At 65.4% G+C, this 23,898-nt stretch carries 20 protein-coding genes; 7 read left to right on the forward strand and 13 right to left on the reverse strand.

The features are described 5' to 3' along the window. Window positions 1-17 precede the first annotated feature (17 nt). Entirely contained in the window at window positions 18-3,905 is a 3,888-nt protein-coding gene (gene hrpA, locus RM2_RS04740; RefSeq protein ID WP_072687672.1) for an ATP-dependent RNA helicase HrpA, read from the reverse strand. A gap of 112 nt (window positions 3,906-4,017) precedes the next feature. Here hrpA and RM2_RS04745 point away from each other — a divergent pair, with 112 nt between their 5' ends. Together RM2_RS04745 and RM2_RS04750 are read left to right on the forward strand one after the other, a co-directional pair. Then, on the forward strand, window positions 4,018-5,112 hold the full coding sequence (locus tag RM2_RS04745; RefSeq protein ID WP_084721633.1) for an alpha/beta fold hydrolase: 1,095 nt from the start codon (window positions 4,018-4,020) through the stop codon (window positions 5,110-5,112). 334 nt (window positions 5,113-5,446) lie between these two features. Then, window positions 5,447-6,679 (forward strand): aminotransferase family protein, encoded by a 1,233-nt coding sequence (locus RM2_RS04750; protein WP_072687673.1) that lies wholly within the window; start codon window positions 5,447-5,449, stop codon window positions 6,677-6,679. On the opposite strand, the gene RM2_RS04755 is transcribed toward RM2_RS04750, so the two are convergent. Next, window positions 6,643-6,945 carry a hypothetical protein gene (locus RM2_RS04755; protein ID WP_072687674.1) on the reverse strand — a complete coding sequence of 101 codons (303 nt, stop codon included), beginning with the start codon at window positions 6,943-6,945 and terminating at the stop codon, window positions 6,643-6,645. The genes RM2_RS04750 and RM2_RS04755 overlap by 37 nt on opposite strands. A 17-nt stretch (window positions 6,946-6,962) precedes the next feature. On the opposite strand from RM2_RS04755, the gene RM2_RS04760 reads away from it, so the two are divergent. Continuing rightward, window positions 6,963-7,679 (forward strand): hypothetical protein, encoded by a 717-nt coding sequence (locus RM2_RS04760; RefSeq protein ID WP_084721634.1) that lies wholly within the window; start codon window positions 6,963-6,965, stop codon window positions 7,677-7,679. Here the strand turns inward: RM2_RS04760 and RM2_RS04765 are convergent. The 3 genes from RM2_RS04765 to RM2_RS04775 form a co-directional block, all read right to left on the reverse strand. After that, a complete protein-coding gene (locus tag RM2_RS04765) occupies window positions 7,665-8,345 on the reverse strand; it encodes a PhzF family phenazine biosynthesis protein (RefSeq protein WP_072687676.1) in 681 nt (226 codons plus the stop codon). The two genes, RM2_RS04760 and RM2_RS04765, sit on opposite strands and share 15 nt — an antisense overlap. An 89-nt stretch (window positions 8,346-8,434) precedes the next feature. Continuing rightward, entirely contained in the window at window positions 8,435-8,974 is a 540-nt protein-coding gene (gene ahpD / locus RM2_RS04770; protein WP_072687677.1) for an alkylhydroperoxidase, AhpD family, read from the reverse strand. Window positions 8,975-8,977: 3 nt separating this feature from the next. Then, window positions 8,978-9,565 (reverse strand): peroxiredoxin, encoded by a 588-nt coding sequence (locus tag RM2_RS04775; RefSeq protein WP_072687678.1) that lies wholly within the window; start codon window positions 9,563-9,565, stop codon window positions 8,978-8,980. 226 nt (window positions 9,566-9,791) lie between these two features. Between RM2_RS04775 and RM2_RS04780 the strand changes: the two genes are divergently transcribed. Beyond that, a complete protein-coding gene (locus RM2_RS04780; protein ID WP_072687679.1) occupies window positions 9,792-10,724 on the forward strand; it encodes a hydrogen peroxide-inducible genes activator in 933 nt (310 codons plus the stop codon). A 22-nt stretch (window positions 10,725-10,746) separates the two neighbouring features. On the opposite strand, the gene RM2_RS04785 is transcribed toward RM2_RS04780, so the two are convergent. Next, complete coding sequence (locus RM2_RS04785; protein WP_072687680.1) at window positions 10,747-11,505, reverse strand: LysR substrate-binding domain-containing protein; 759 nt, start codon at window positions 11,503-11,505, stop codon at window positions 10,747-10,749. Window positions 11,506-11,578: 73 nt separating this feature from the next. On the opposite strand from RM2_RS04785, the gene RM2_RS04790 reads away from it, so the two are divergent. Continuing rightward, entirely contained in the window at window positions 11,579-12,010 is a 432-nt protein-coding gene (locus tag RM2_RS04790; RefSeq protein ID WP_072687681.1) for a DUF5997 family protein, read from the forward strand. A 112-nt stretch (window positions 12,011-12,122) separates the two neighbouring features. Here RM2_RS04790 and RM2_RS04795 read toward each other — a convergent pair whose 3' ends face one another. The 5 genes from RM2_RS04795 to RM2_RS04815 all read right to left on the reverse strand — a co-directional run bounded on the left by RM2_RS04795 (window position 12,123) and on the right by RM2_RS04815 (window position 19,738). Beyond that, window positions 12,123-13,037: a diacylglycerol kinase gene (locus RM2_RS04795; protein ID WP_072687682.1), complete on the reverse strand. Its 915-nt coding sequence runs from the start codon at window positions 13,035-13,037 to the stop codon at window positions 12,123-12,125. Beyond that, a complete protein-coding gene (locus RM2_RS04800) occupies window positions 13,034-14,614 on the reverse strand; it encodes an FAD-binding oxidoreductase (RefSeq protein WP_084721640.1) in 1,581 nt (526 codons plus the stop codon). The genes RM2_RS04795 and RM2_RS04800 overlap by 4 nt, the downstream gene beginning before the upstream one ends. A 426-nt stretch (window positions 14,615-15,040) precedes the next feature. Next, complete coding sequence (locus RM2_RS04805; protein ID WP_072687684.1) at window positions 15,041-17,545, reverse strand: DEAD/DEAH box helicase; 2,505 nt, start codon at window positions 17,543-17,545, stop codon at window positions 15,041-15,043. Between the two features lie 54 nt (window positions 17,546-17,599). Continuing rightward, the gene (locus RM2_RS04810) at window positions 17,600-18,682 is read right to left on the reverse strand and encodes an alpha/beta fold hydrolase (protein WP_072687685.1); all 1,083 of its coding nucleotides are present in this window, start codon (window positions 18,680-18,682) and stop codon (window positions 17,600-17,602) included. A 96-nt stretch (window positions 18,683-18,778) separates the two neighbouring features. Beyond that, window positions 18,779-19,738, reverse strand: a complete 960-nt coding sequence (locus RM2_RS04815; RefSeq protein WP_072687686.1) for a proteasome assembly chaperone family protein — start codon at window positions 19,736-19,738, stop codon at window positions 18,779-18,781. 288 nt (window positions 19,739-20,026) lie between these two features. Here RM2_RS04815 and RM2_RS04820 point away from each other — a divergent pair, with 288 nt between their 5' ends. After that, complete coding sequence (locus RM2_RS04820) at window positions 20,027-20,755, forward strand: DUF5642 family protein (RefSeq protein ID WP_072687687.1); 729 nt, start codon at window positions 20,027-20,029, stop codon at window positions 20,753-20,755. 160 nt (window positions 20,756-20,915) lie between these two features. Beyond that, on the forward strand, window positions 20,916-22,067 hold the full coding sequence (locus tag RM2_RS04825; RefSeq protein WP_072687688.1) for a DUF4192 domain-containing protein: 1,152 nt from the start codon (window positions 20,916-20,918) through the stop codon (window positions 22,065-22,067). A 7-nt stretch (window positions 22,068-22,074) separates the two neighbouring features. Here RM2_RS04825 and galE read toward each other — a convergent pair whose 3' ends face one another. Both galE and RM2_RS04835 read right to left on the reverse strand, forming a co-directional pair. Beyond that, a complete protein-coding gene (gene galE / locus RM2_RS04830) occupies window positions 22,075-23,067 on the reverse strand; it encodes a UDP-glucose 4-epimerase GalE (protein WP_072687689.1) in 993 nt (330 codons plus the stop codon). 9 nt (window positions 23,068-23,076) lie between these two features. After that, the gene (locus RM2_RS04835) at window positions 23,077-23,763 is read right to left on the reverse strand and encodes an iron-dependent transcriptional repressor DtxR (RefSeq protein ID WP_072687690.1); all 687 of its coding nucleotides are present in this window, start codon (window positions 23,761-23,763) and stop codon (window positions 23,077-23,079) included. Between the last annotated feature and the right edge of the window lie 135 nt (window positions 23,764-23,898).

Genomic DNA, 23,898 nt, shown 5'->3' on the forward strand with positions numbered 1-23,898 from the left:
CCCCATAGTCCTGCGCGTCAGCGCACCTTCTCTATGGAATTGAGGACTCGCTTCTCTGAGACTGCGATCGGAGTTCCGAGACTCTGAGCGAACAGGCTTACCCGCAGTTCCTCTATCATCCAGTGAATCGCGTCGACCTCGGCCGAGTAGTGTCGCTCTTCCGGCAATGCCGAAAGTAGACGTTCGTACCCGGCGTACACACGATCGAGGACGTTCATTCCCTTCTGGTCACGGGGTGCGCTCCCAGGCAGGGCTTCGAGGCGTGCGGTCGCGGCGGCGAGATAGCGGGGTAGTTCACGGAGTCGGGCCGCGCCGAGGTCGGCAACGAAGCCGGGGAAGAGCAAGGACTGTCGCTGTTCGCCTACGTCGTCGGCAGCTTCGCCGCCGGTGCTCTCCAGGACCACTGCGAGACGGTGATCCGCTTCCAGAATCGGCGATACCAGTCGGAGCAGCACCGCCACGCTGCGTGCCATCTCCGCTCGTGCCGCGGTCACCAGGGTGTCGAACTCCTGCGGTGTGCGCACCGCCGCACCGCGTGCGGAGATCAACTGGTTTGCCACTGCGTTGCGGCAGTCGTCGATCAGTGCGTCGAGGCTTCCGTCGGGGTTTTGCCCCAGTGCGAGTCTCTGTGCGTTGCTTAGACCGGACGTGACGGTTTTTGGCTGCGTGGGCACAGCAGCGAGGAGCAGTTGTCGCGTGCCCGCGCGCATGGCTGCGCGTTGAGCAGCGGGCGTGCTGAGGACGCGCACGGCGACGCCGTCGCCCTCCGGGACCAGCGCGGGGTAGCCGGTGACCCTCTGCCCGCCGAGTTCTCGGGTCACGGTGGATTCGAGTGAGCCGAGGGTGGTGGGGGTCCAGGTGAGTGCGGGCGGCCGCTCCGAATTCGATGCCGCCCGCGCGACTTCCACCTGCACTCGGGGAGCGAGGGACTTCCGTAGCGAGGTGAGGTCTTTGCCCCGGCCCAGGACGGCACCCTTCTCGTCCACAACGACGAACGTCATCCGGAGGTGGTCGGGCAGTGCGGTGGAATCGAAGTTCTGGGGGTCTATGCGGCAGCCCCCGAGTCGCGACAACTCGCGTGCAATCGCCGTGACGAGTGGTTCGGATCGCGGTGTGACGGCTGCCAACGCGGCGGCCGCGAAGTCGGGAGCCGGAACCACCTGTCGTCGAAGGGTCTTCGGTAGCGTCTTGATGAGCGCGGTGACCAACTCGACCCTCATACCGGGGACGAGCCAGTCGAAGCCCACCGGACGCAGACTCGACAGCAGGGCGATCGGGATGTGTGCTGTGACGCCATCCTCCTCGTTGCCGGGTTCGAACTGGTAGGTGAGCGGGAACTGCATGCCGCCCTGACGCCACGCGTCGGGGTATTCGCCGCCGAGGACCGCAGCGGACTCGGCGTTGACGACGGTCGACTGGGTGAACGTGAGCAGGTCGGGTGTGGCGCGCCGCGCGACCTTCCACCAGGAGTCGAAATGGCGCGCCGACACGGCTTCCGGGCCGACGCGTTGATCGTAGAAGTCGTAGAGGGTGTCGTCGTCGACGAGGATGTCGCGCCTGCGGGCGCGGTGCTCGAGTTCTTCGACGTCCTCGAGAAGGGCCCGGTTGGCGTGGAAGAACTTGTGCTGAGTCTGCCATTCACCCTGGACCAGTGCGTGGCGGATGAACAGTTCCCGGGACATCTCGGGGTCGATGGTGCTGTAGTTGACGGCGCGCCGAGCGACGAGTGGGATCCCATACAGCGTCACCCGTTCCCAGGCGGCTGCGGAACCTCGCTTGGACGACCAGTGTGGTTCGGAGTACGTGCGTTTCACAAGATGTGGGGCAAGTTTCTCGGCCCACTCGGGTTCGATCCGGGCGGACATCCGCGCCCACAGTCGTGACGTCTCGACCAGTTCCGCAGCCATCACCCATCGTGGTGGGTTCTTGAACAGGCCTGACCCCGGAAAGATCGCGAACCGACTTCCGCGGGCGCCGAGGAAGTCGCGCTTGTCGCCCTCGCGAAGCCCGATGTGCGACAACAGTCCTGCCAGCACGGACTGATGGATTGCGCCCGTCGCAACGGTGGCGCCGTTGGTCTCCCAGCCGAGTCCGCGGGTGATCTGACGGAGTTGTCCGTGCAGGTCCTGCCATTCGCGGATGCGTAGCCAGTGCAGAAACTCGCTTCGGCACATCTTGCGGAACTGGTTGGACGACAGCTCGTTCCGCTGCTCGCGAAGGTACTTCCACAGCTGGAGATAGGCGAGGAAATCGGAGTTCTCCACGTTGAACCGGGCGTGTTTCTCGTCGGCAGCCTGCGCGAACTCGGCCGGACGTTCCCGCACGTCCTGAATGGAGAGGGCGGACACGATCACGAGCATCTCGGACAGGCACCCGTTCCGGTGTGCCTCGACGAGCATCCGGGCCATTCGTGGATCGACCGGTATCTGAGCCAGTTCGCGACCGACCGGGGTGAGGACGGGCAGTTCGCTCTTGGTGTTGTGCTCGATCGCTCCGAGTTCCTCGAGCAGACCGATACCGTCGCGGACGGCCCGCGGGTCGGGTGGCGCGACGAAGGGGAAGGCGGCAATGTCGCCAAGGCCGAGCGCCGTCATCTGAAGAATGACGGACGCGAGGTTGGTGCGCAGGATCTCCGGTTCGGTGAACGCGGGCCGGGCCTCGAAGTCTTCTTCCGAGTACAGCCGTATGCAGATGCCGTCGGCGACACGGCCGCAACGGCCGGAGCGCTGGCGGGCGGAAGCCTGGGAGATCGGTTCGATCGGCAGGCGCTGCACCTTCGTGCGCACCGAGTATCGGGAGATTCGTGCAGTACCGGGGTCGACGACATATCTGATGCCGGGCACGGTGAGGGACGTCTCGGCGACGTTCGTCGACAGCACCACCCGGCGCCCGGTGTGGGGCGTGAAGACTTTGTGCTGCTCCGCCGCCGATAGACGCGCGTACAGGGGGACGATCTCGGTTCCCCGCAGCCTCCGGTCGCGCAAGGCGTCGGCGGTGTCGCGGATCTCCCGTTCACCGGACAGGAAGACGAGGATATCGCCGTCGCCCTCGCCGGACAGTTCTTCCACCGCCTCGCACACGGCGTCGACCGGGTCGCGGTCGAACGTCTGCTCACCCACTTCGACCGTGAGTGGGCGGTACCGCATCTCGACGGGGAACGTTCTCCCCGATACCTCCACGATCGGTGCCGGTACTCCGTCGCGGGCGAAATGCCGCGCAAATCGCTCCGGATCGATGGTGGCCGATGTGATGATCACCTTGAGATCAGGTCTGCGGGGCAACAGTTGCCGCAGGTATCCGATGATGAAGTCGATGTTGAGGCTGCGTTCGTGAGCCTCGTCGATGATGAGTGTGTCGTACCGGCGCAGCATCTTGTCGCGTTGGATCTCGGCGAGCAAGATGCCGTCGGTCATCAGTTTGACCATGGTCCCGTCCGACACCTGGTCGGTAAATCGCACCGTGTATCCGACGGTCTCGCCCAGTTCACCGTGAAGCTCCTCGGCGATCCGCTCAGCGACGGTGCGGGCGGCGAGGCGCCGAGGCTGAGTGTGGCCGATGAGGCCGCGCACACCACGGCCCAGTTCGAGGCAGATCTTCGGGATCTGTGTCGTCTTGCCGGACCCTGTCTCGCCCGCCACGATGACCACCTGGTGCTCGGAGATCGCCTTCGCGATGTCGTCGCGCCGCCGGCTCACCGGCAGGGCATCGGGGTATTCGATGAGTGGCACGCCGGCAAGCCTTCGTGCCAGGCGTCCACGTGCCGCGGTGATCTCGTCCGACAGCGAGGCGAGCGCTTCGGGCGTGCGTGCACGATCCAGTCGGCGGCGAAGTCGGTGCTCGTCTCGCAAGGTAAGTTCGCCGAGGGTCTTCTTCAGTTCCGATCGGCTCGGTGATGTGGTGGACATGCTGGACACAGACTAACCAACCTTGTAGATCGGCCTCTGCGTCGCCCATCCCTGTGCCAGAATCGACCGTCCGTGACTGAGCAATGCGTGACTGAGCAATGGCTGGGAGAGTATGACCGACGAGTTTGCAGGCGAGACGTTCGACTTGCTCAGCCGCGACCGAGGTAGTGTCGTCGTCGCCGACGACGGCGTCCCACTCGCAGTGCGCGAGGTAGGGCCCGAATGTGCTCCTTTGACGACGGTGTTCGTCCACGGCTTCTGTAACCGGATGACCGGTTGGCATTTCCAGCGCTCCCATCTCGAGGGGATGTGGGGTCGTACGATCCGTATGGTGTTCTTCGATCTGCGAGGGCACGGGAACTCCGGCGTGCCGCGCCGCGACACGTGCACCATCCCTCATCTTGCGAGGGACCTGGACGCCGTGATCCGTGCCCTGGTGCCGGACGGCCCGATAGTGCTGGTCGGTCACTCAATGGGCGGCATGGCCATCCTCTCGTACGTCGGGCAGCATCCCGACCTGATCGGTTCGCGTGTGGTCGGGGTGGGGTTGATCGCGACCGCGGCGCAACCGTTGGGGGACGTCGGTCTGGCGAGGACCCTCAACACGCCCGTCGTCGCAGGCTTCAGCACGGCGGCACGCCGCCTTCCACGGGTTGTGCAGGGCGGTCGGGGAGCCGGTAAGAAGGTCCTGGCGCCGATTCTGAGATCGGCGTCGTTCGGTGACCGGAGGATCAGCCCGGCAATCATGTGGCACTCCGAACAGATGATCCACGACACGCCACTGAAGACACTCGTCGACTTCCTGCCGTCGTTCAAGAAGCACGACGAGGCGGCGGCTGTGCCGTTGCTCGCGGAGATCGAGACGCTGGTGGTGTGCGGTGATCGCGACGTCCTGACCCCGTTTCGGTATTCGAAGGCGATCGCGGAAGGATTGCCGGACACGGAGTTGGTGAAGGTTCCCGGCGCAGGTCACATGGTGCAATTGGAACGTGCCCAACTGGTCTCCGAGGCGATCGACCGGCTGGTGACTCGTACGGTCGAATCGCTCCCCGCGCCGAGTCAGTGGAGCGAGTGGGTCCGCGTTGCCACCGACTCCGTCGACCGTCGGCCGCGGCGGGCCGACCGCGCACGACGGCGGGTCCACGCTTGGGTGACCCGCGGCTTCCGTAGGAGCTTTCCCTTCTCTCCGGGCTCGTCATCGCACTGACCGTCGCGAACCAGACCCTGATCGGCTACCGCCTTCGTGAATCACCGCCCTTCGAGGCGGAGATGATTCGCCAGCCCTCACCGGCCGGTCGGTTCTGGCGCGCACCCGGCTGGCGAAGTCGGTGCAGGACCGCGGCCAGGACTACCCTCGCGACAGGACGTGCCGAGAGTCGAACTGCCCGTGGAGCCGACAGAAGTCCGGAATTCATTCCGGCAGACTGCGGTGAAGCAGGAACCGATCGATGTGCCGCATGATCGGCACGGCAGAAATCCCCACCCTTCAGGCCGGGGACGTCAAATGGCATAGTCGGTATGGGTGGGTTTCATGAAGGGAAATGAGTATGACGTCGGCACTGTGGCACGGATTCGCAGATATGGGCGCGGTGGAGCAGAAGGGTCCGTTCGTGGTGTCCCGCGGCGAGGGCGCGTACATCTGGGACGACCACGGTAACCGCTACCTCGACGCGACCGCGGGTCTGTGGTTCACCAATGTGGGGCACGGACGTTCGGAGATCGCGGACGCCGTCGCGCAGCAACTTCGGACCGTGGCGCACTTCTCGAACTTCGGTGACTTCGTGCCCGAGACCACAGCGAGGCTTGCCGAACGTCTCGCGGCCCTCGCGCCGGTGCCGGGCAGCAAGATCTTCTTCACTTCTGGGGGATCGGACTCCGTGGATACGGCGGCCAAGCTTGCACGTCGCTATTGGCACGAGATGGGCAAGCCCGGTAAGACGATCGTGGTCGGCCGGCAGAAGGCATATCACGGCATGCACGTGGCGGGCACTGCCCTGGCCGGTATCTCGGTCAACCGGGAGGGCTACGGCGAATTGATGGCCGATGCGGCAACGGTCGCCTGGAACGACGCCAAGAGTCTGCTCGAACTGATCGAGCGGATAGGCGCCGACAAGATCGCGGCGTTCTTCTGCGAACCCGTAATCGGTGCGGGCGGCGTGTACCTGCCGCCGGACGGGTATCTTGCCGAGGTGCGCGACATCTGCCGCGAGCACGACATCCTGTTCGTCGTCGACGAGGTCGTGACTGGATTCGGGCGTATCGGCGGTGAATGGTTCGCATCGACACGGTTTGACCTTCAACCCGACCTGATGACGACGGCGAAGGGCCTGACGTCCGGTTACGTCCCGATGGGTGCGGTGTTCATCGCCCCACGCGTCGCGGAACCCTTCTTCGCCGGCGGGGTCTGGTGGCGGCACGGGTACACGTACGGCGGACACGCGGGCGCCGCGGCGGCCGCTCTGGCCAACCTCGACATCATCGAACGTGAGAATCTGCTGGCGGAGTCGAAGCGGCTCGAATCCTCACTGCACGAGCACCTCGCGCCCCTCGCCGACCATCCGCGGGTCGAAGAGGTACGCAGCGGTCTCGGCGCCGTCGCAGCGGTGCAACTGGCCGATCCGGCCGAAGCCCTGCCATTCGTGAACACGCTGCGGGAGCACGGAGTCTCCGGTCGCGCCGCCGGCCAGGGGGCCATGCAGATCTCGCCGTCGTTCGTGATGACGGACGACCAGGTAGCTCAACTCTCCGACGGGTTCCGTCGAGCGCTGGGCTGATTCGTCCTGGCATCGCGCCTACGGAGGCGGCGCAGGGCGCCTGTGAGCCTGTCCCGCCAGGTCGGCGGGGCAGGCTCGATCCCTCTCCTCCCGTCGTCCGACGCGTAAACGCGGGTGTAGCGCTCATGGAGCCGCGCCCGGACCTCGTCAGGTGTGTACGCCTTGCGCTGCCGGTCCGCGCGTACGGCGACGACTCCGGTCGCGGCCACACCCACCGCCCCGGCGAGTCCGACGAGTTTCCACCATTGCCTGCCGCGGGGTCGCATCCTTCTAGGCTAGGGGTATGGACGCCCCGCGAGACATGGACGCACGACACAGCGGTTCGAGTATCGACCTCGACACCGCCGTCGAAGTCACCAGAACCGGTGATATCTGGATCTTCCGCGGACTATCTCCGGCCGACAGGGCCATTCAGACGCTGACCAACAGTCCGGTCAATCACGTAGGAATGTCGGTGGTGCTCGAGGATCTGCCGCCGCTGATGTGGCATGCAGAACTTGGACATTCGTTGCAGGACATGTGGACCGGTCGATTCCAGCGAGGTGTGCAACTCCACGATCTCCGCGCCGCGGTCCAGGTGTGGGGCGCGCGCTACGGGCAACGGGGATGGCTTCGGCAACTCGCCGACCCGGCCACCCCGCAGCAGGAAGACGCGCTACTGCGCATCATCGCACGACTCGACGGCACGCCCTTCCCGTCTACCGCGAAGCTTGCGTCACGCTGGTTCAGAGGCCGTCTGCCCCGTATCGGTCGTCGGCAGGGGGATGCTGTGGGTCTCGAAAGCGCCTACTGCGCCGAGGTGGCCGCGCAGACGTACGAGGCGATGGGGCTGATCACCGGGCGACACCGCGCCAGCTGGTTCGACCCTGGAAAGTTCTGGAGCGGGGACAAGCTCCCACTGGCGCCCGGCGTGACACTCGGCCGCGAGATCGAAGTGACCCTGGGCGAAGCCGACTTTGCCGCGGGGCGGAAGCAGCGTCCATCCTCAGAGGTTGTGTGACTTCTCGGGGCGGACGAGGCCGCCGACCTCGATCCACCCGGCCGAATCGTAGGTGGTGTGCAGCTGGGATCCGCGCCCCTGCGTGATGAGGAGGGCGTGGCGTAGGTGGTCGGTGATGTGGACAGCAGCCGCCCCGGTCGCCTCGTCCTCCTTGATTCCTATGTCCGGAGCAAACATTCGTGATCGGATGGAATGCTCGACCTTGTCCGTCCATGCCCACAGATAGTGATGGCCCGGACCGAACTTCTTCGGATCGGCAGTCTCCACGTCGCGCACGCTGTTCATCGGGTACAGCGAGAACTCGGGCGCCCATTCGGCCTTTGCGCGCACCCAAGTGATGGCTCCGGATCGTCGGGTCGCGACGGAACCTGCAGGAACCTCCAGCGTCCGGACAGGGGTGCCGCGCTCGTGCAACCACCAGGACAGCCCGACGGTGGGATGGCCGGCGAAGGGTAACTCGGTGGTGGGAGTGAAGATCTGGGCGCCTGCGTGCTCGGAGCCGGAGGCGGGAAGTTCGACGAAGATCGTCTCGCTGTACCCCAGTTTCGCGGCGACCGCCTGCCGGTTCTTCGCAGGAACGGTGGAGGAGTCGACGATCCCGAGCGGATTGCCGTGGTGTCCCTTTTCGTCGGTGAACACCCGGACGACGTCTACGTGGATGGGCATTACCGCACCTTATCGCCTCCGTCGCCGAACGGCCCCAGCGTGCGGTGAATGCCGCACTCTGGGGCCGTTCCGGTGACACTGGTTCCGTGTCAGACGCCCGCGGTGGCCAGAGTCTCGCTGGCTTCCACAGCCTGCGCGACGCCGGCGACGATGGAGCCGGCACGGATCGCTTCGAAGATCACTTCACGGTCGATACCCTCCTGGCGGAGGGTGTTCTCGTGGGCCTCGAGGCAGTGGTTGCAGCCGTTGATCGCGGACACCGCGAGCGACCACAACTCGAAGTCGGCCTTGTCCACGCCCGGGTTGCCGATGATGTTCATCCGCAGTCCCGCGCGCAGGTCGTCGTACTTACCGCCCAGGTAGCCCTTGGTGCGGTAGAAGACGTTGTTCATGCCCATGATGGATGCGGCACCGAGTGCGGCGTCGTAGGCCTCGGCCGATAGGGTGTCGGCGGCCTCTTCGGCGATCTGCTTCAACGTGGTCGCCGACTTGGTGGCGGCGGCGGTTGCGAGCAGCGTGCCCCACAACTGTTGCTCGTTCAGGACGGTGCTGCGCGCAATGGAACTCAGGTTGAGCTTGAGGTCCTTGGCGTACTCGGGCAGGGAATTCTTGAGATTCTCGACAGTCACAGCTCAGACGCTCGCATTCAGGAGTTCGCCTGCGTTGATCGTCGGGTCACCCTTCTTCCAGTTGCAGGCGCACAACTCGTCGGACTGCAGGGCGTCGAGGACACGCAACACCTCGTCGACGTTGCGGCCCACCGAACCGGCCGTGACGGAGACGAACTGGACCTCGTTGTTGGGGTCGACGATGAACGTCGCGCGGTCGGCGACACCGTCGGCGTTGAGGACTCCAGTGGCCTCGGCCAGCTCACGCTTGAGGTCCGAGAGGATCGGGAAGGGGAGGGTCTTCAGTTCCTCGTGCTGTGCACGCCACTGGAAGTGGACGAACTCGTTGTCGACCGAGGCTCCGAGCACCTGGGCGTCGCGGTCGGCGAACTCGTCGTTCAGCTTGCCGAACGCGGCGATCTCAGTGGGGCACACGAACGTGAAGTCCTTGGGCCAGAAGAACACTATGCGCCACTTGCCTGCGTGATCGTCGCTGGTGATCGTGGTGAAGTAGTCGTCGGGCTGCTGGGCGTCGACCTTGGAGAGGTCGCCACCGATGACGGCCTTCAGGTTGTATGCGGGAAACTGGTCGCCGATGGTGAGCAGAGCCATATCTCGTTCTCCTACTTGTCTTGTGAACATAGCGAGCGCCGTGCAACCACACCCGAGGTGTCGGTTGAGGGTTTAGACACCGAAAGCGGGTCATGGCACTTCGTCGAGCCAAGCTGTCGACCCAAGCTGCCGACCCAAGCTGCCGACCCAAGCGTTCTGGTGTGGCCTCATTCTGCACAAGCGTTGCCAAAAGGCAAAGTCGATAGATATGCCTACACTGATAGGTATGGCTGATCGGAGTTATCAACCCACGCTGTCACAGCTGCGTGCGTTCGTCGCGGTGGCCGAATACCGCCATTTCGGTACGGCAGCAGTACAATTGAGTGTGAGCCAACCCACACTGTCGCAGTCGCTCGCGACGCTGGAGAACGGGCTCGGCGTGCAACTCATCGAGCGCAGCACCAGGCGCGTCCTCGTCACGACGGCTGGAGAACGGCTCCTCGGTCAGGCCAAGTTCATCCTCGACGCCGCGGTCTGTTTCGTCGCAACCGCGGCGGGTGCGGGAGACCAACTGGCCGGACTCCTGCGGATCGGCCTGATCCCCACCGTGGCTCCGTACGTCCTGCCGGCCTTGCTGTCGGAGCTACGCAAGGAGATGCCCGCCCTGGAGCCTCAGATCATAGAGGACCAGACGGTCCGCCTGCTGGAGTCCTTGCGAGCCGGTGCGATCGACGTCGCGGTGCTGGCCCTGCCGTCGGAGGCCCCCGGCCTCATCGAGGTTTCCGTGTACAAGGAGGATTTCGTGGTCGTTCTGCCGAGGCATCATGCGCTCGCGGGCCGGGACGACCTAGCGCTCGACGTGCTCGGCGAACTGCCCTTACTGCTCCTCGACGAGGGGCACTGTCTGCGTGATCAAACGTTGGATCTGTGCCGTTCGGGCGAGGCGCACCCGCTGTCCGGGGACACCCGCGCGACGTCGCTGGCGACCGTCGTGCAGTGTGTGGCAGGGGGGCTGGGTGTGACGTTGGTCCCGGACTCGGCCGTCGGGGTCGAGACTCGCCGCGGTGATCTCTCCACTGCACGGTTCGCCGAGCCCGCACCGGGGCGGACGATCGGCTTGGTCTTCCGGGCGTCGAGCGGTCGTGCCGAAGGGTACCGGCAGTTGGCCTCGCTGCTGCGGAGTGCGGCGCCGGCAGGTGTTGTGGCTGTCGAGGGCTGACCGACCGAGCACCGCCTCGAGATCAGCGGCGTTTGCGTCTGCCAGGTTTAGACCCGGACCCGGACCCGGACCTGCCGCCGCTGCGGCGCGGATCCTGCTTTCGCGGCGCGGATCTCGCCTCTGTCTGCTTGCGGGGCTTGGGCGTCTTGGTCTTCGGTGTCTCATGCGGGCTGCGGCCGCGTGAACTGTTCGCGGTCCGCCCGCGAACGATTCCGATGAACTCGTCGATGAGATCGGTGGTGCGGTCCTCCACCCACGCCAGAGCGATACGGGACTCGGGTGCGCCGTCGACGGGGCGATAGGTGAGGTCCTTGCGGTGATTCAGGCGAGCAAGGGACATCGGTACCACGACGACGCCGACGCCGGCGGCGACGAGTTCGATCGCGTCACTGGTCGAGGCGGGGCGGTCCAAAGTGCGACGGCCCGGGAGGTGGTCCCACACGAGTGGGGTGTCCACCGGGTCGAGGACGAGTTCGTCGGCAAGATCAGCGAGGGCGATTCCCTCAGCAGCGGTGAACACGTGGTCACTGGGAACGACGACGACGGGTACCTCCGCGTACAGCGGGATGACGCTCAGTCCGTCGCGGTCGACCGGCAGGCGTAGGAGCGCCGCGTCGGCGCGGTCCTGACGAAGCGCCGCCGTAGCGTCGGCGGCATTGCCTGCCAGCAGTTCGAGCGGGGTGTCTGTGACGCGCTCGCCCCAGATCCGGACCCACTTCGCGGGTGTGACACCGGGGACGTACGTGAGCCGGAACGGTCGGGAGTCAGTCGCCTCGGTCACCCGATCAGGCTACTCGCCGGGTCTCGAGAGCCGCCGGTGCGGCCGACCGTCGCCTGCTCGTTACCCTTAACGCATGACGTCGCAGAAGACCCCCCAGACAATGAAGCCGGCTACCGCCGCCAAGAAGCTGGGCGTGTACCTCCAGGGCACCCCCGCGGAGTTCCAGTCCGGTGTGGTCTCGCGCGACGAACTGAACGAATGGCAGACGGATCCGCCGGAGTGGCTCGCTACTCTGCGCCGTGAGGGCCCACACCCGCGTTCCGTCGTCGCCACCAAGCTCGGTGTCTCCATCGCCGGTCTCGCCCGCGGTGGTGTGGCCGAGGCCCTCACCACCGCGCAGATCGACGCACTCCTCGCCGACCAGCCTGACTGGCTCGTCGGCGAGCGCGCCAACCTCCTCGAGGTCCACAAGGAGGAGAAACGGATTCGCGAGCAGCAGGCACTCAAGAGTGAGCAGTCCAACCGCACGCCGCGTAACGCGGGGCCGTTCAAGCCGTCGACCTAGTGTGCCCTCCTGCTCGTGACCCGACCGAGGCGTGGGGCGGACCTTGCGCACTTGGTTCGTCAAGGGTTGGCCGGGGTGCTCGCCACGCGCTGGCCGCCCCGCGGCCGGTGACTCAGGTCGGCCCGCGACTGAGGATGTGCAGCGCTGATGGGACCGCCTCGATCGTCACCGGTAGGGGCCCGACCCTGTCGCCGTCCGCGTAGGCGGGGATGTCGTCGCACTGCAACCGCACACTGCGCGAACGGTAGGTCTGCACGTCGGGCAGCTCCACATGCGTGCCCTTGTAGACCCGCGGGAACAGCCGAATCAGCCTCGATCGACGACCGTACTCGACGACGGTGACATCGAGCAGACCGTCGGTTCTGTCCGCGTTCGGGCAGATCTGCATCCCGCCACCGTACGAGCGGCCGTTGCCGACGGCGACGAGCGTGGCGTCGACCTTCACCGTCTCCTCGTCCAGTTCGATGCGGTGGCGAAGGGGTTTGACCCGCGAGAGTTCCACGAGCATCGCCAGGTTGTACCGCATCGGCCCCTTCGGCCACGACATCCGGTTGGCCCGATCCGCAACCAGCGAATCGAAACCGCTGGCAATGATGGTGCCCGCCCACACGACCGAACCATCGGTGAGCGTGATCCGGGCGAGGTCGGATTCCTGCACCTCACCGTCGGCGATCACATCCGCCGCAGCGGCGGGGTCATCGACGGGGATACCGAACTCACGCGCATGGTCGTTGCCCGTCCCTGCCGGGATCAGCCCGATCGGCACCCCGGACTGTGCGGCCGCCTGCAACCCGATGCTGATCGCACCGTCACCGCCCACCACGACGAGCGCGTCGGTGCCCTCATCGATGGCCCGCCGGGCCAGTGTGCGGGCATGATCGGCGTCCGTCCCGATGATTTCGGTGACCGCGACTCCCCGCTCACGCAGGCGCGCGACCGCCTTGCGACCGGCGGTCGGTCCGTTGCCGTGCCCGGCCAGCGGGTTGATCAGGACGGTGACCTTCTCGATCGCCTTCTGTTCGCTCATGGAATCAACTTGCCCGGGTTGAGGATTCCCGCAGGATCGACGGCGTTCTTGACCGCACGCAGGACCGTGACGCCCAGGTCGCCGATCTCGTCCCGCATCCACGGGCGGTGATCGACGCCGACCGCATGGTGGTGGGTGATCGTTCCGCCGGCGGCGATGATCGCGTCACCGGCGGCGGTCTTGGCCTTGCTCCACTGGGCGATCGGGTCGTCGTTCTGCGCGCACACGATGGTGAAGTACAGCGACGCACCCGTCGCGTACGTGTGCGAGATGTGGCACAACACCAGCGGCGGGGTCCCCTGCCCGGACAACGACTCGGTCAACGCCGTCGTGACCGCGGCACGCAACGTCGCGAGGTTGCCCCAGCGAGTTGCCGTTTCGAGGGTCTCGCACAGCACACCCGCATCGAGCAGGGCGTCGCGCAGGTAGGGGGCGTCGTAACGGCCGTGTTCCCAACCGTTCCCGGGTTCCTCGCCGAGCGAGGTCGCACCGTTGGCCTGCAGGACGGTGCGGGCCTCGGCCACCCGCTCCGCGGTGTGCTCAGCGGTGCCCTCGAACGTGGTGATCGCCAGGCAGCCGCCGGTGACAGCCTCCTCGCCGATCTTGTCGTGGGTGGCGAGGTTGACGCCCGTCTCGGCCTCGTCGGACAGTCGCAGCACGGTCGGCACCGCGCCTTCCTGTCGCAGCGCGCGCAGTGCTGCCGCGCCGGTCTCGAAATCGGGGAAGCGCCACCCCTCGCGGACAACGGACTCCGGGACCGGGTGCACCTGCACGCGGACCTGGGTGATGACGCCGAGGGTTCCCTCCGATCCGACGAACAACTCGCCGAGGTCCGGACCCGCGGCGGACGCCGGTGCACGCCCGGTGTCGAGAATGCCTGCGGGGGTCACCACCCGCAGACCCTGCACCATGTCTTCGAACCGGCCGTAACCTGCGGAAGCCTGGCCCGAGGAGCGGGTTGATGCGAATCCGCCGATGGTCGCGAACATGAAACTCTGCGGGAAATGCCCCAGCGAGAAGCCGCGTGCGCCGAGTAGTTCCTCGACTCTGGGACCGCGCAGGCCCGCGCCCAGGGTCGCGATCCCGGAGTCGATGTCGAGGTCGATCAGCGAATCGAACCGCCGTAGGTCCAGCGAGAGGACCGCGTCGAACTTCTCACGCACCGGGTCGAGTCCGCCCACGGCGCTGGTACCGCCGCCGAACGGCACGACGGCGATCGAGTTGTCGGCGCAGTATCCGAGGATCTCGGCGACTTCGTCCTCGGTACCCGGGGTGACCACGACGTCGGGGGCGTTCTGCGTTTCGGTGCTGCGACGACGCAGCATGTCGAGCGTGCTCTTACCGCCGGCCCTCAGTAGTCGATCGTCGTGTTCGGTGCTGCAGAATTGCTCGCCGACAATCCCGGCGAGCGCCGCAAGTTGCCCTTCGGATACCGCGCTCGGAGCCAGGACCACGTTTGCTGCTACGCGGTCGGGAGTCTCCCGAATCGTGACCCCGAGGGCTTGCCGTAGCAGGCCCTTGATGCCGTCCGAGAGAACCTTGCGCTTCTCCGGTGCGCCCCAGGCATCCCACTTCATCGGGGGTGCGGTCAGGACGGCTTGATCTTCGGATCGCTCATTGCTCATGCGTTGTAGTGTTACACATCGTGCAAGAGTGTAACTAGGCCCTCCAGCGACCGCTGCGTTCTCGCCACACCTGACGAATGGGCCGCAACACCACTCCCATCTGCTTGCGCACCTTCCTTCGCGTCACGAGCACCCCCTGAACGGCCGCTAGGTGCAGGGCGAATCGATGAACGCACTCGATCTCGGCCGGACGACTGGGGTGAATCGGAGTACGCGCGTGCGCCTTACGAGGTTCCAGCAACTGACCTAGCTTCTACGGATCCGCAACGAGATTGCCCATTCTCAACCGCTCGACGGCGAGCTGGACGGAAGAGCCGCCGCCCTTCCGCCGGTGGAAATCCGCCAGGCATCGCTGACGGGGTTCGAGGTGGCCAGGACTCAGCCCTCGGCCACCTCGAACTCGTCGAAGACCACCTCGCCGGCCGCGTCCGACTCGGCGAGATTGACCTCGCCCAGCAAGGCCCAGCCGTGGTCGCCCTGGGGGTCGTCGAGGACCTGCCGCACGCGCCACAACGTCGGCTCCGCGGTTACCTGGAAGAGCAGTGGTCCGCGGGCCGATGGGCCAGTGCGGATCTCGTTGTATTCGTCGAAGTACAGCTCCATGAGGTCGGCCCAGTCGTCGCCGTCGAGGCCGTCCCCGAGCTTGGCGAGTTCGTCCCAACGTTGGCGGGCGGCAAGTTCGACGCGGCGGAACATCGCGTTGCGGACCATCACCTTGAACGCGCGGGTGTTCGCGGTGATCGGTCGCGGCGCGTCGGCGCCGAACGCTATCTGCTGGTCGTCGGACTCGGCGCCCGGGTTGGTCAGTTGTTCCCACTCGTCGAGGAGACTCGAGTCGACCTGGCGGATCAGCTCACCGAGCCACTCGATGAGGTCATCGAGTTCCTCCGTGCGGAACTCCGTCGGAACTGTCTGCCGGAGAGCGCGATACGCGTCGGCGAGATACCTCAACACCAGGCCCTCGGAGCGTGCCAGCCCGTAGTGGCTGACGAGTTCGGCGAATGTCATCGCCCGCTCGACCATGTCGCGCACCACGGACTTGGGCGACAGCGCGAACTCCGAGATCCAAGGATGGCCACCGCGATACATCTCGAACGCAGGAAACAGCAGGTCGACCAACGGCTTCGGCCACGTGACCTCTTCGAGTAGCTCCATCCGCTCCTCGTACTCGATTCCGTCGGCCTTCATCTGCGCGACCGCCTCGCCGCGGGCGAAGTGTTGCTGCGCCATGAGGACCTGGCGCGGGTCGTCGAGGGTTGATTCGATCACCGACACCACATCCAGAACATACGAGTCGGATTCGGCATCGAGGAGTTCGAGTGCGGCCAGGGCGAAGGGGGATAGTGGCTGGTTCAGTGCGAAATCCCGCTGGAGATCCACGGTGAGCCGGGCCATCCGGCCGTACTGGTCGGGTTCGTCGAGACGTTGCACGATGTCGGCATCGATCAGCCCCCGATACAGCGAGAGCGCCTTGAGGATGTGCTTGCGCTGCGCGGGACGGGGTTCGTGGCTGTCCTCGAGCAGATGACGCATCGCCTCGAAGCAGTTGCCCGGACGCGCGATCACGTTGAGTAACATGGAGTTCGACACGGAGAAGCGTGAGACGAGCGGCTCCGGCGGCGCCCCTACCAGCCGATCGAACGTGGCCTCGCCCCAGGAGACGAAACCTTCCGGTGCCTTCTTTCGCTGCACCTTACGGCGTTTCTTCGGGTCGTCGCCGGCCTTGGCCAGCGCGCGAAGGTTCTCGACCTCGTGCTCGGGGGCCTGCACGACGACAGTGCCCAGAGTGTCGTAGCCTGCGCGTCCGGCCCGGCCTGCGATCTGATGGAACTCCCGGGCCCGGAGATGTCGTGTGCGGGTGCCGTCGTATTTGGTCAGTCCGGTGAGGAGCACCGTGCGGATCGGGACGTTGATCCCCACGCCGAGAGTGTCTGTTCCGCAGATCACCTTCAGGAGGCCGTCCTGCGCCAGCTTCTCGATGAGTCGGCGGTACTTCGGCAGCATGCCCGCGTGGTGGACACCGATGCCGTGCCGGACCAATCGCGACAGTGTCTTGCCGAACCCCGTAGAGAACCGGAATCCGCCGAGAGCGTCGGCGATGGCGTCCTTCTCGCCGCGGGAGCAAAAGTTTACGCTGGTCAGGGCCTGGGCTCGTTCCAGCGCGGCGGCCTGAGTGAAGTGCACGACATAGACGGGTGCCTGATTGGTCGTCACCAACTCCTCGATGGTCTCGCCCACCGGCGTCGTCGCGTACGAGAACATCAACGGCACTGGGCGTTCGGTGCCGGCCACCACGGTCGTCGCCCGGCCGGTGCGCCGGGTGAGGTCCTTCGAGAAGAAGTCGACTTCGCCGAGAGTGGCGGACATGAGAAGGAACTGCGCACGGGGGAGTTCGATCAGGGGGACCTGCCAGGCCCAACCGCGGTCGGGCTCGGAGTAGAAGTGGAATTCGTCCATGACGACCTGATCGATGTCGGAATCGGCGCCCTCACGCAGTGCCAGGTTCGCGACGATCTCAGCGGTCGCGCAGATGATGGGTGCCCGCGAATTGACCGCCGCGTCGCCCGTCATCATGCCGACGTTTTCCGCCCCGAATACCTCGCACAGTGCGAAGAACTTCTCGCTGACCAGGGCTTTGATCGGGGCCGTGTAGAACGTGCGCTTTCCGGTGGCCATCGCGTAGAAGTGCGCACCGACCGCCACCATCGACTTACCGGAGCCGGTGGGGGTGGCCAGGATTACGTTGGCCCCGGATACCAACTCCATGACGGACTCTTCCTGGGCAGGATAGAGCGTCAGGCCCCGATCTTCGGTCCACGAGGTGAAAGCGTCGAAGACGGAATCGGAATCCGCGTTGTCGGGGAGCAGGTCGGAGAGAAGCACCGCTACAGGCTAGCCGGACGGCTGCAAGTCGCCGCCGGGCCGGGCGGGGACCGGCTAGGTCATGCTTCGCTTGTCCGTTCCCATCGCGTCAACACCCACCGCGTCAATACCCATCGCATCCGTCCCCATCGCATCACGGGTCGCTGTGCCGATGTGTACACCGCCGGTGACGGTGCTCTCGTCGCCACGACTGTCGAGCATTTGTCGCCACCAGGCTTCGTCGAAATACGAGGGATGGGTTCCCGAGAGGAAATCTTCGAGGGTACGCAAAAAGCGCATCGGATCGTCTCGGAAGGGAAAGTGGCCTGCGCCGCGGAAGACTTCCAAATGAGAGCCCGAAATCGCAGCGTGGGCGAGGTGAGCATGACTGACCGGGATGACGGTATCCCGGTCGCCCCAAATGATTTGTACGGGGATATTTTCGACCAGATAGGACCGGTCGAGCATGGTGACGACCTGGCCACGCCAATCGACGACCGCGCGCAGAGTGCGCAGGAACGCCGCATGGGCGGCGGGGTCGTACAGTTCCGAGAGCACCCGCACGAGATCGGGTGTGTCGTGAAGGATTTTGCCGGAATGCAGTCGAATTCCGTTCAGTCGGCTCAACGCGTTCCCCATAAATCGCACGGTGGGAATGGCTCCGGGGATGCGCAACAACTTCAGCGCCTCGTTGAGTACCGGGATCGACGCGAGGCGAAGGAGCGGATGAACGTCTGTGGTGACCCCACCCGCTGCTACCAGGACCAGTCGGTCCACCATTTGCGGGAACTGGTAGGCGAATTGCATGGCAACGCCGCCGCCGAGTGAGTGGCCGACGACGGTAACCCTGTCGATGCCGACTGCGGACAGGAGGTCGCGCATGGCGTTGGCGTAGGCCGCGATGGAGTAATCAGCCCGCGGTTTGTCGGAGCACCCGTGGCCCAGAAGATCAGGCGCAATGACGGTGTAGTTCTCGGCAAGGTGCGGGATGATTTCGGTCCAGGTGGAGGAGTTGTCGCCGATTCCGTGGATCAGCAACAGTGCCGGGCCCTCACCTGCCATTCGGAACGCACGCCGGTGGCCGTGGATCGTGCGGAACATCAGGCGGGTTTCGGCGTCCGGAACAGGCCTGAGCGAGCGAATGCTGGTGTCGCTCATGTCGCGATCGGACCCACGGGCACCGTCGGAATGTTGATCCGGTTGACCGCTGCGGCCGCGGCGTCGGCGATGCGCGCCCGCACAGTCTGTTCCGGGTCAGGCTTCACCGGGTGATCCGCCCCGTTCCTCGGAGTCACCGTCCTGCATGGCCTGTTCGGCGAGGAAACGCTCGAATTCCGCGCCGAGTTCCTCGCCACTCGGAAGGTCCGCGTCGCTGGCCAGGAGAGTGGACTGCTGTTCTTGAGCGGTGACGTAGGCGTCGTATTGGCGTTCGAGTGCGTGGACGACGGTTTGCACTTCATCGTTGCCTGCGATGTGCTCGTCCACCTGCTCCCGTGTCCGTGCGGCCGCCTCGCCGAGAGCAGCTAGTGGCAGATCGAGTTTGGTGACATCGCTCACATTCTCGAGCAGGGTTTCGGCTGCTCCGGGGTAGTCCGTCTGAGCCAAGTAGTGGGGGACATGGACCGAGAATCCGATCGACTCGTGCCCATGCTGAGCCATCCGCAACTCGATCAGCGAGGAGGCGCTGCCGGGTACCTGCAACTCGCCCGACCAGCGCTGGTGGTCCTTGATCAGTTCCTTGTCGGTGGAATGCGCGGTTACGCCCAGCGGGCGGGTATGGGGGATGGCCATGGGAATGGCGTTGATCCCCACGGTCCGGCGCACACCGAGTTGTTCTGCCAGCAGGCGCACCGCGGTGGTGAAGCGCTCCCACCGGAAATCGGGTTCCATGCCGGCGAGCAAGAGGAACGGGGTGCCGGCGACATCTTTCAGCGCGTACAGATTCAATTCGGGCTGGTCGTAGTCCGAGAAGTGATCGGCCTTGAACGTCATTGTGGGCCGGCGTGAGCGGTAGTCGACGAGTTCGTCCACCGCGAACGAGGCAACCAACTCGCTCTCGAGGCTCTCGAGAAGGTGTTTGGTGGCAAGTTTCACGGCGTGGCCTGCGTCGGAGAAGCCCTCGAGCCCGTGGACCAGCACGGGTCCCAGCCCGTCCGCGGAGGACAACTGCGGTGCCGGGAATTCCAGTTCGTACATCTTCGACTGTTCGTCCATTGCAGACCTCTTCTCTTTCGTGCCTAGCCTCCAGTGTCCCCTATCGTCTTCGGCACCGGTACGTCGGACGTTCGTCTAGGAGGTTCTGCTCGGGGCAACACGATGGGGTGACCGATAATTCCCGAATGAGAGCCTTATCGTGCGGGTGGAGGATAACCAATCCCTGCGTTTCGAGAGGCAGATCGCCCGGGATTCCGAACCGCAGCGTCCTCGCTGACGGCGTGTCGGCGTGGCAGAGTGGCCGACAGGCTCCCGGCGGGAGCATCATGATTCCGACAGGGGAGGTCGATGGTGAGGTCTGGGCGCACATCGGTATGGACTGTCCTCGGCGTTCCAGTGGCCTTGATCGTCGCGGCGTCATCAATCCTCGCGGGGTGTTCCTCGGCGGTGCCGGGTACTGCAAAGCCGAGTGCAACGTCCGCGTCTGGTTCCGGGGCAGGGTCGCCGTCCGGCAAGGAACTCTCGACACTTCTTGTCGACCCGGCCGACTTCCCAGCCCGGTACGAGGCGATCGTACTGCCCGCGCGGGCCGTGGCGATGGCGGCACCCGACCTGACAGGAGTGTCACAGAGTGCGGTGGTCGACCCGGCCGATTGTGCGCCGCCGGAACAAGATTACGGCCCTATGGGCACAGTCATGGCTGTGGGGACGGACAATGCGAGCCGGTCGACGATCTCGGTCGAACTCACCAGGACCGACGCGCCCCTCGCTGAACTCGCGAAGCAGGTGGAGGAGTGCGGCGAGGTCACCGTAACCGACAACGGAGCCGAGTCGGCGGTCACCACTGAGACCACCCCTGCGCCTCCGATCCGAGCCGACGACACACTTGCGCTTCGTCGGACCGTCAAGTCCGGCAATGAGGGAGCGACGGTCACTCAGTCGATGGTCACCTTGATGGCCCAGGTGGGCGATGTACGTATCTCGGCCACCTTCATGTCCTTCGGCGACACGAAGGCCGATACTGTGGCGCTCGACGAGGTGTTTACCGCGGCAGTTCAGAAGGTGCACAACAGCTGAATGTGGACGCTAGCATTCGTCCTCGACGAATCTTGGATCGACGGCCGCGTCTGCTGAGCATGTCGGGGAGTTGTGCACAACCGACCGTTCATCCACAGTTGTCCCTGTCGTCCCCGGTCGCAATCCGTGCGCGGTGGTGACGACCGTCAGAGTCTGGAGCATGACGACGCCCGCATTTCCCTCCAGTTCCAACTTCTCCGACAATCCTGTGGGTGGACGGTCCCCGGACCAGTTCGCCGTACGGTTGTCCCACCCGGGCGAGCTCTTCGCTGCGGTTCCCGCTCTGCTGGGCTTCCGGCCCGAGCACTCGATCGTCGCCGTGTGCCTGTCAGGGAGGCCTACCTCGACGGTGGGAGCCGTCATGAGGCACGATCTGATCCTCGGTGGTGGCGCCGTACCGACCGAGCCGATGTCTGCAGTGTTGAAGCAATTCGGTGCGGTGTGCGAGCGGGAGAAGGCCACCGGCGTGCTCCTGCTGCTGGTCGACGACCGCTTTGACGATCAGCGCGCGACGTCGCGTGCCGAACTTGCCGCCATCGTCGAGGAATTCGAAGAGCTCCTCGAATCCGGGCCGACCGAACTAATCGACGTGCTCATCACCGCAGAGATCGCCAGTGGTTGCGAGTGGTTGAGCCTCCTCGCGGGCGGCGCTCACGGCGCGCAGACCGACCCCTCCTCCTCCCACGTCGCGGTCGCGCAGGTCCTGGGAGGTCGAGCGATCCGCTCCTCGCGCGGCGACCTCGAAGCGACCATCGAGTCGGGACCGGCGCTCGAGCGGATGCAGATCGCTGCCCTCATCGACGGCGCTCGCGAAACAACTGCTCTGAAAGGGGAACTCGCTGAGCGGGCGGCTGATCCGGGCCGCAGCCACCGGCGCGAACTCGAATCGGTTCTGTCGGCCATTGCGCGGCTGTCCTCGGGGGAGCGCCTCCTCGCCCCGGATTGCGCAGAATTGGCGCGCGCGTTGGACAACGTCAAGGTCCGGGACAGCGCTCTCGCACTCGCCGTCGGCGCCTGCGCCGACGAGGCCGAACAATTGTGGATTCTCCTCGCCCGCAATCTCCCAGACCCGGAACGTGCGAACGCCGCTGTGCTGCTCGGATACAGTGCCTACGTTCGAGGAGACGGACCGTTGGCCGGCATCGCACTCGGTGCCGCACTGGATTCGGATCCCGGCCACGTTCTGGCCACGTTGCTTGACGGCGCGCTGCAATCCGGACTCCGGCCGACCGCTGTGCGCGACCTGGCCGTAACCGGCTATGAATGCGCGAAGAAGATCGGTGTCGGGCTACCCCCGCCGATTGAGGTCTGAACGAGGGTCACCGCTGAGCCGCGTGTGACCTATCGCCGAGTTCCTGCAGGTACGACCATGCATCCGCGACGATCTCGTCGAGATCGGTGTGCTCGGGGCGCCACCCAAGTTCCGCGATCGCGCGATCGCTGGATGCGACGAGTACGGCAGGATCGCCTGCCCTGCGCGGAGCATCTTCGACCGCTATGGGTAGCCCGGTTACGCGCGCACATGCCGAGATAACCTCGCGCACACTGAATCCAGCACCGCTTCCAAGGTTGTAGATGCGGTGTCGACCCTCGATGGAGGACTCCAGCGCCAGGACGTGCGCCTCGGCGAGGTCGAGCACGTGGATGTAGTCGCGGATCGCTGTTCCGTCCGGGGTGGGCCAGTCGGTTCCGAAGACGGAGATCTTCTCCCGCTGTCCGAGAGCCACCTGGAGCACGAGAGGAATCAGATGCGTTTCGACGATGCGATTCTCGCCGGCCGACTTGTACGCTCCCGCGACGTTGAAATAGCGGAGGCTGGTCGGTGCGAGCGAATGCGCCACCGAGTACGACGTGATGGCATGGTCGATCGCGAGTTTGGTCGCCCCGTAGGGGTTGGTGGGGCGGGTGGGGTCCGCCTCCGTGATCGGCGAGTGCTCGGGCTCGCCGTAGGTGGCGGCGGTGGACGAGAACACGAGTTTCCGGGTCCCCGAATGCCGCAGCGCCTCTAGGAGTTCGAGCGTGGTGACGACATTGCCGCGCCAGTACTTCTCCGGGTACTCGACTGATTCGCCGACGAGCGATTGTGCCGCAAAGTGCAGGACGCCGTCGAAACGCGGCGTACTGCCGGTGCCGAGAACGTTCGCCACGACCTCCGCCACGTCGCCCTCGACAAAGTCGGCGCCGAGCGGCACGGCATCGGCGTTACCCGTGGACAGATCGTCGATGATGACGACCTCGTGCCCCCGCTCGAGCAGGACGGTGCTGCAGACGCTGCCGACATAGCCCGCACCGCCGGTAACAAGAAGTTTCATGGACTATTCCTATACCTGCTTCACCTGGACTGCGTGCGCCATCTCCTCGGACAGGTCGAATCCGTTGTGGCCGGGCACCGTGATCGTGACCGAACCGGGCTGGGTTTCGACGGTGACGCGGGCGTCCGGAACGACGCCGGCCGCGCGCAGTTGTCCGATGACGTCCGGGTCGGACTGCACGTACTCGGCGAGGCGGCGCACTACGACCGCGATCGGTCTACCAGGCGGGAGGTCCGTGAGACGGATGAGGTTCTCGGGGGGGTCGATCGGTCGGTCCAGACCGAGTTGGGCCAGTCCGGGAATCGGGTTGCCGTACGGGGAGGTTGTGGGGTTTTTGAGCACCTCCACCAGGCGGCGCTCGACTTCCTCGCTCATCACGTGTTCCCAACGGCACGCCTCGGCGTGTACCTCTTCCCACCTGAGTCCGATGATGTCGACGAGAAGTCGTTCGGCCAGGCGGTGCTTGCGCATCACCGAGACCGCGAGTTCGCGGCCCTTCTCCGTCAGTTCCAGATGGCGGTCACCGGCGACCAGGAGGAGACCGTCGCGCTCCATCCGAGCGACGGTCTGGCTGACCGTCGGGCCGCTCTGCTCGAGTCGTTCGGCAATACGTGCTCGAAGAGGTATGACGCCCTCTTCCTCCAAGTCGTAGATCGTGCGGAGATACATCTCCGTGGTGTCGACCAGATCCTTCACACTCACACCCCTTCGTCTTGGTTGATTCTACCGGTCGTTACCCGCCACCCGTGTGTGCGGCGTCTTGCTGCGCGTCTGCGTCGGTTGTAGCGGTGTCTGCTAGCACCCTCTCCAGAGGACCAGTAGCGTGAGTTC

It is taken from the genome of Rhodococcus marinonascens NBRC 14363, assembly GCF_001894885.1.
GTDB lineage: Bacteria > Actinomycetota > Actinomycetes > Mycobacteriales > Mycobacteriaceae > Rhodococcus_F > Rhodococcus_F marinonascens.